General features: G+C 55.8%; 10 protein-coding genes. 5 read left to right on the top strand and 5 right to left on the bottom strand.

The genetic code is table 11. The features are described 5' to 3' along the window. The 3 genes from WS89_RS31520 to WS89_RS01240 form a co-directional block, all read right to left on the bottom strand. Nucleotides 1-98: hypothetical protein (locus WS89_RS31520; protein ID WP_156440494.1), on the bottom strand; the 98-nt coding region annotated here is incomplete at its 3' end. A 24-nt stretch (nucleotides 99-122) separates the two neighbouring features. Then, on the bottom strand, nucleotides 123-971 hold the full coding sequence (locus tag WS89_RS01245; protein WP_059789237.1) for a F0F1 ATP synthase subunit gamma: 849 nt from the start codon (nucleotides 969-971) through the stop codon (nucleotides 123-125). A gap of 690 nt (nucleotides 972-1,661) precedes the next feature. Continuing rightward, nucleotides 1,662-2,036, bottom strand: a complete 375-nt coding sequence (locus tag WS89_RS01240; protein WP_059789236.1) for a Rap1a/Tai family immunity protein — start codon at nucleotides 2,034-2,036, stop codon at nucleotides 1,662-1,664. A 72-nt stretch (nucleotides 2,037-2,108) separates the two neighbouring features. Between WS89_RS01240 and WS89_RS33535 the strand changes: the two genes are divergently transcribed. The 5 genes from WS89_RS33535 to WS89_RS01225 all read left to right on the top strand — a co-directional run bounded on the left by WS89_RS33535 (nucleotide 2,109) and on the right by WS89_RS01225 (nucleotide 5,016). Further along, complete coding sequence (locus WS89_RS33535; protein ID WP_156440493.1) at nucleotides 2,109-2,291, top strand: hypothetical protein; 183 nt, start codon at nucleotides 2,109-2,111, stop codon at nucleotides 2,289-2,291. A gap of 13 nt (nucleotides 2,292-2,304) precedes the next feature. Further along, a complete protein-coding gene (locus WS89_RS01235) occupies nucleotides 2,305-2,484 on the top strand; it encodes a hypothetical protein (protein WP_059789235.1) in 180 nt (59 codons plus the stop codon). A 354-nt stretch (nucleotides 2,485-2,838) separates the two neighbouring features. Beyond that, nucleotides 2,839-3,207, top strand: coding sequence for a hypothetical protein (locus tag WS89_RS01230; RefSeq protein WP_156440492.1), 369 nt, complete (start codon nucleotides 2,839-2,841; stop codon nucleotides 3,205-3,207). Nucleotides 3,208-3,635: 428 nt separating this feature from the next. After that, nucleotides 3,636-3,809, top strand: coding sequence for a hypothetical protein (locus WS89_RS33530; protein ID WP_155753740.1), 174 nt, complete (start codon nucleotides 3,636-3,638; stop codon nucleotides 3,807-3,809). A 538-nt stretch (nucleotides 3,810-4,347) separates the two neighbouring features. Next, on the top strand, nucleotides 4,348-5,016 hold the full coding sequence (locus WS89_RS01225) for a hypothetical protein (RefSeq protein ID WP_059789233.1): 669 nt from the start codon (nucleotides 4,348-4,350) through the stop codon (nucleotides 5,014-5,016). Nucleotides 5,017-5,460: 444 nt separating this feature from the next. Here the strand turns inward: WS89_RS01225 and WS89_RS01220 are convergent, their stop codons facing one another. Together WS89_RS01220 and WS89_RS01215 are read right to left on the bottom strand one after the other, a co-directional pair. Then, nucleotides 5,461-5,901: a hypothetical protein gene (locus WS89_RS01220; protein ID WP_059789232.1), complete on the bottom strand. Its 441-nt coding sequence runs from the start codon at nucleotides 5,899-5,901 to the stop codon at nucleotides 5,461-5,463. After that, nucleotides 5,898-6,233 (bottom strand): hypothetical protein, encoded by a 336-nt coding sequence (locus WS89_RS01215; protein WP_156440491.1) that lies wholly within the window; start codon nucleotides 6,231-6,233, stop codon nucleotides 5,898-5,900. Before WS89_RS01215 ends, WS89_RS01220 begins: the two co-directional genes overlap by 4 nt. Nucleotides 6,234-6,246: the final 13 nt, after the last annotated feature.

The following is a 6,246-nucleotide window of genomic DNA, read 5'->3' as shown; positions in this document are numbered from 1 at the left end:
TCGAGAATGAGCGCGTCGTAGATCTTCGGCATGCTGTCGCGCGGGAATTCCACGTCGATAACGGCGCCGATGCACTGAACAATCTTACCTTCCACCATCGTTTAAATCTCCAAAGACGTAACTCAATCACCAGCTGCCAATACAGCCTGCAGCGTAATGGTTTCGCACACGGACCGAAGCACAACTGCCTCGATATAGCGACGCACAATGTCGGGCGCTAGCGCCTCGTCTGCTCCGTCATGCGCAACGGAATCGGGATCAAGCGGTAATACGCGATCCACCACAATGCCGCTGTTCGCAGACTCGATAAACCCTGCATGGACGAGGTAGATCGCGCGCAGACGCCCTGCGACATAACCTTCGGCATGACTGTTGAGCGCACCGATCAACCCTTCGAGCTTCGACCCGGACCGGATCTTCTCGATCGACGACTTGATCGGCAGTCCGGCCCCCGCGACGAAGTCACCCGCGAGTTGGCCGATCGCGGTGAGCTCCACGCCGAGCCCTTCAGTCTCTAGGTCGTGGATCTTCCGCGAGAGAGCGCCCAGAATCCGAGCCGCGTATCGACCGTGCGCGCCGCGGTCAGGCGTAACGACTACGATCCCGACTCGTTTCCCCTTCCTGCGAGCGCCACGTTCGCCTACGAGAGGGGATAGCCGACGCACATACGCGTCAGCAGCCTGGTAAGCCTGGAACGACACCATTGCGCCCGAATCGTCGAAGTCGCCGGCTGCCGCGGATTTCCGGTCCAGCCAATCGCCGATATTCACCAGCACGTAGCGGGTTCCTGATCCAGAACCGACACGATCCAGACGCCCAGAATCCACCAGCGCGTTCAAATACCTGCCGATTGTTGTCCTGCTTTCACCCAGCCGAGACGCCACTTCCATCGAAGAAACTCGCTCGATTCCCTCCGCATTGAGCTGCTGGATGACCGAGACAATGTTCCGTTCGAGGTAGCGCTTCGTCATGGCAATCAGGGTGAGAACGCACGCACTTTAGAGGAAAGAATCCCTGTTCATTTTCTGGTGAGAGGGCCGCGAACAGCGTGAAAACTTGGACGTTTTCTGCCTCGAAACAGAGGGTAGTGAAATGTGCGCAATAAGTCCTTGATTCTGAACCGTAATCGCAAGAATCCGAGGGCGCAATGCTTCCGTGCGGCTTCAGGGAGACTTCATGACGTCAGGGATAGGCAGCGCTGGCCCAGAACAGTAGAGAAAAACAGAAGAATGATCGATGGCTCGAACGATGAGAAGAGCACGGAAGAGGACAACAACACCGACTCGTGCCATCCCAATACCGGCGCGGATAGGAGAGTGCACGCATCGTATATGGATCATCCACACATTCCCATATATACCCCATCCTCACGCACTCACCGCGTTGTGCGCCGTATAAGAAAGTGAGGCTGGCGGGCCGCATCGTCATGTTAAAAACGTGCTCCCTGGAAATTTTCTTATACCGCCCGGCACCCCGCCAAGGAAGGCCAATTGTCCTGTCTGCCAAGCTGGACGGGGCTTCCTAGGAATCGACCATGCCGAAAATATCCAAGATCAGCGCCGGTATGGAGCTCCTTGGACAGCCGCGGCCCTATAAGAGTCACATATAAGGTTGGCATGTCGCCCTATAAGTTTCCAAGGCGCGCCGTATAAGGTTTCGATTCAGTTGATGGGTATCCCCACCTTCTTGCAAGATTGAGCCATGGCGAACAGCACCAGTTCGCCCATGCTGTATTCCCACCGCTCCGGGTTTGCCTGCATGTAGTTGCTGACGATCGTATAGAGTTGCTTGCCGTGGAGGTCCATGGCTTTGCTGCACTTATAGATGGCTAGGCGCATGGGCGAATCCTGGTCGTTATATAGATCTGGCGCTGTATCGAAACCGTCGATCACGCCTTGCAGATACCCCATCTGTTCACTCGGCGTCAGCCGCAAAAAATTAGAGCCCTTATAGAAGGTCCGGGAGGGCGGACTAGCCTGTGCATTGGCACAAGCCACCGCCGTCAGCAATGTGACGCCGAAGATGATTCGCTTCATGGCTATCCCCGATTCGGAATTGTAGTGCGTCGATTGTAGCGTCCTGCGGTGCTCCAGAGCCCGATCTCGAGAATGAAAGCTCTTCAACACAACCGGGCTTTCACCATGCAACACCACCTCTGCCTTCCCGTTCTCGCACGCCGCTTCGGTTTTCTCTACAAGGTGTATGACGGCCAGCCTGGTCTGTTCACGACCGACGATCAGGGCAATCTGGTCAAAGTGGATCCGTTCCGCGTCACGCCGTCGCTCGCATAAGGGGGAGGGCGACATGCTCGAACAGTTCGAATGGTTCTGTGCCGTCTTGCTGGTCATCGGTGCCGCGGTGCTCATCGGTGCGGTGTGCTGGTGGGTGATCGATCTCCTCATGGGTGGCCCGATTCACGCGGCCCGTGAGCGACGCTGCGCGATGCCGAAGCGTATCAAGTCGGTCAATGGAGGTGCACGATGAGTGTGACAACGCATGAGGCAGCGAATCGTCTGCGGACGTTCATCGAGCGAAATGTCTACCTCGGCGCCCGGTCTGCCGGGGCGTGTCCACGAAGTGCATATCTGATGGCCCGGCAGACACAGCGCACGGAAGAGCGTCGCTTCGCATCGGCCCCCTGCCATCGCTGGTATTGAGCATCGGACGGCCCGGAAGTGGCCGTTCACCGATATGAACAACAATTCCTTGGATAATTTTTATATGTGAAACGATTCGGGGTGAGAATAAATTTATTGTGACTTATTGTTATAACCTGTTACGTGTTGTAACATCGCCTGCTTCGAGAATAGGGGCACTGCCGGGGATGCTATGAGAATCGTGAAATTTGACTGCCTTGACGCGAATCAAAACTTTCATGTGGTGAGGCTGGAGACGCCTTTTCCGCGTGACGAGGTCAAGCAAAAACGATGGTTCGAGCAGATCGCCGCGGCGTATCGTGACGCCGGTATCGAGGTGCTGTCGTTCAGCCGTGTTGAAGAGATCACGATCGATATCGCCCCGACAGAAGGGGTGGCTCAGCGCGCGCCGCGGCCTGCCAAGACAAATGCGCTGCTGCAACGACTGACGACGGTGTTCGGCGCAGCGACGGGTTTTGCGGCCCTTTGCATGTCAGTGATCGGCTTCGACGACGGCTTCTCGATGGTGAACCTCGTCAGGCACCTGCATATGATTTCGCATCTGGGGTAAGGGCGGATTCCTAGATTTTTCAGAATCCACCCGAATCCAAAATCCACTGAGTCCAGCCATCGAGGGGAGCAACAAGACTCCTCGAACCGCTCGATACCATTTCAGATGTAGAAATTGGGAGTGCGGAATTATGTTGAGATCTGGAATGATTGCGGCTATCGTCGGCTGGATTTCAGCGATGGTGATCGTCGCGGTATCAGCAATTGCATTGAGCCGGGCAGCGGATTGGCTCAATGCAATTGCACCACGTCGATGGAAAGGGCGCCGGTAAAATTTAGGGCGCGGGACGATAAGCTCCCGCTTACAATGACCGCCTTGGCGCAGGAATAGCGCCACCCATCTATCCAACCGTGCGCCAAGCATAGATCTGCAGAATTCATGTCATCGCAGCGATGACGCTGTAACGAATTCAAAAGAGAGGTCACCCTATGCTTGCACACCGCGTCTATGTCGAATCCGCCCTCTGCCGTGACGATGAAGATCGTGGCATGACCGACATGGAGCGTATGCAAGAGCATGAGGAGCTGCGCGAACTGCGCACCCGCACCGAGCACCGCCAGATGCGTGCCGGGCGCTCCCAATCGATGACCTGGACGCACTGACCGCGCGACATCGGCACTGTTTTACCTGAGTGAGCCTATCCCCGTAGCGGTGAAGCTTTTTGGCCGAGTTTGAGCGCATCCGTGCTCGCTCGGCTGCTTTTTGTCAGCCCACCTGGCACGCCGCGGAAGAGGGCGTCACCATTCCAACCTTGCTCTGCCGATTTCGGATCCAAAACGCGGCCCGGTATGGCGCTTCTTGGACGAAAACGGCGCTTTCGTATTGCGCATCTACTTGGCCGACCTGAGCTTGTCGCCGAGCCCGCCCAATCCATCGATCATCAGATCCACGAAGCATCGCGCTTCGCACTACCTCCGCCAGCGGGGCACCCGTTAACGTCACCTATAGCAAGAGTGCGCGCACGCGCGATTACTACGGGTGTGCTGGCAGCTCAAATAGATTGCCTCTAACGCTCCTGCGATCCTCGATTAATAAGTCCTTAGTGACTTATGCGAATGGTTCAATTACCATACAAACACTGCGTTACACAAAGCGACGCAGCGAACAATAGATAAATTTCACTCTTAATAGGTAATCAAAATGAACGCACAAGAAAACGTCTTCACCCTCGAAAACGTCATGATCGCAATCAACCGGGCTAACGATCGTTGGTCCAAGAAAGAAGGGCGCGCGGGCGAGTGCGAAGACCTGAAAACCGCACGCAAGTATTGGGACGACAAGCTTTGCGTTTTCGCTGCGGGCATGCTCAAGCGCGCAAAGATCTCCGATATCGAATTCCTGTCGACCATCGCCGACAATATGGGCGTGAAAGCAGTAAAGCGCGTGTCTGAGTTCCTCGCATGCTTGCATGCGAAAGACTACACCATGCTTGATGGTGTTACCGCTCTGTCGCTTCTGAGCGCGATTCATGCGGGCGCGGTTTCCCGTAGTGCACTGGTCTATGCGACGACGGGCAAGGGCGACGATTCGACGTCTGACGTGGTGCGCGATGTATCTCTGGTCAATAAGCTTCGTCGCGTCATTGGCGGGGTGGGTATCACGACGGAGGGCACGCAGAATTCCCGCTCGTTTGGTTCTAACGGGTTCTGCAAGTATCTGGGCATGGGTAAGATGGTTCGCGTAAAGGGCAAAGAAGCAACCCTGGAAGTGAACGAAAAATCCCCGTTCATCGCTGCAATCGCAAAGATGGTTGAGACTGCAAGCGATGACACCCTTTCGCTCGTTAAAGGGGCGAAGAAAGATAAGTAAATGGTGATTTAGTGGGCGCGATATGCGCCCACTAAGCCCGCCCTAAGCTAACTCACATTGCACCATGACGACCGCATTTAACGCCCCCTGCAAAGTCTCACGCGCCCGCGAACATGCCCGCGCTGATATGCTCGACACGATCGAACGCTCAGAGCTTGACCCGTGCGCGCACGACGCCCGGATACTCGATCAATGGGACACTGACAACACGCGTTTCGATTGTCTTTCTTTTCGTGTTGATTGGACGCTCTGACGAACGGAGCCCGGTAGTGCATAGCGAGGAAGGTGCACTACCGGACACGGAAATTTGTAGTCGTCAAGCGCTTTCGGACAGACGTGGGTAGTCTTAGGCAGGCACGCACTTAGTGTGGGGCTTCGTCGGAAATTTTTTGGCGGAAGCGACCCGTCCTTATACAGCCAGGCGCCGGGTGGAAAGTCGCTTCCTTATACAGCCGATTTCCGGAGCGCCGCGACCTGCTTCGTTATTGCCTCGATGGCCGGCTTGTCCAAGATAACAAATTGCTGAGCCCCGTTGGGATGCCGGTAGTGCACCGGCTTAATGAGCTTCAGAACCTTCTCAAGCACCCACGCGTGCGACCATCGCTTTGGCACCTCCGGGAAAGGACCTTCGCTCAGTTGGCTGATTAGATGATGACCTTCAATGCGATGCCGTGATGCGTTGGCGAAGAGGTCGGCATCCGAGAGCGGCCCGAGCGAATCAGCAATTTCTGCGACACCGACGACAGTGCCAGTTCCCTTCGCAATAAGTGCGATTGGGCCACGTGAGTGAACATGGCGAGTCCGCATCTCCCAAGTTTTCTCGCCGGATAGAATCTTCTCGATATGGGGAGATGCGACGATCAGCGCTCTGGTGATGTCGCTCATTCTGCCGCACCGTCCGCTTTCATCTGGCGAAGGGCGCTATCGATGTGGTCCCAACAGTAGGAGTAGGCAAACTTCCACGCTGACTCCTCGTTATATGAAGCCGTGTTGCCGAAGATCTCGCTCTCGATCGTCTGCCGAATAGGTTCGGTGTATTTGCTCATGTGAACGGTCGGCGTTTTCCCCTGCTCCGCCATCCGATAGTAGAGCGCCCCGACGTTGCCGAACTTTTTGCACGTCTCGACCTGATTGTTGAATTCGACCATGTTCCCCGGCGGCAGCGCGAAGGCCGAACTCGATGCAGCGAGCAAGGCGACGACGATCATTTTTCTCATAGACAGCTCCATC

The sequence above is a fragment of the Burkholderia sp. MSMB1072 genome (genome assembly GCF_001524725.1).
Taxonomy (GTDB): domain Bacteria; phylum Pseudomonadota; class Gammaproteobacteria; order Burkholderiales; family Burkholderiaceae; genus Burkholderia.
The sequence above is the reverse complement of the archived record's forward strand: the minus strand, read 5'-3'. Positions and strand labels throughout refer to the sequence as shown.

What these genes read in the sequence shown, in the direction of transcription:
- WS89_RS33535 (WP_156440493.1), top strand. Translation starts at nt 2,109, where the DNA reads ATGAAAGCTCTTCAACACAACCGGGCTTTCACCATGCAACACCACCTC.
- WS89_RS01235 (WP_059789235.1), top strand. Translation starts at nt 2,305, where the DNA reads ATGCTCGAACAGTTCGAATGGTTCTGTGCCGTCTTGCTGGTCATCGGT.
- WS89_RS01225 (WP_059789233.1), top strand. Translation starts at nt 4,348, where the DNA reads ATGAACGCACAAGAAAACGTCTTCACCCTCGAAAACGTCATGATCGCA.
- WS89_RS01245 (WP_059789237.1), bottom strand. Translation starts at nt 971, where the DNA reads ATGACGAAGCGCTACCTCGAACGGAACATTGTCTCGGTCATCCAGCAG.
- WS89_RS33530 (WP_155753740.1), top strand. Translation starts at nt 3,636, where the DNA reads ATGCTTGCACACCGCGTCTATGTCGAATCCGCCCTCTGCCGTGACGAT.
- WS89_RS01240 (WP_059789236.1), bottom strand. Translation starts at nt 2,036, where the DNA reads ATGAAGCGAATCATCTTCGGCGTCACATTGCTGACGGCGGTGGCTTGT.
- WS89_RS01215 (WP_156440491.1), bottom strand. Translation starts at nt 6,233, where the DNA reads ATGAGAAAAATGATCGTCGTCGCCTTGCTCGCTGCATCGAGTTCGGCC.
- WS89_RS01220 (WP_059789232.1), bottom strand. Translation starts at nt 5,901, where the DNA reads ATGAGCGACATCACCAGAGCGCTGATCGTCGCATCTCCCCATATCGAG.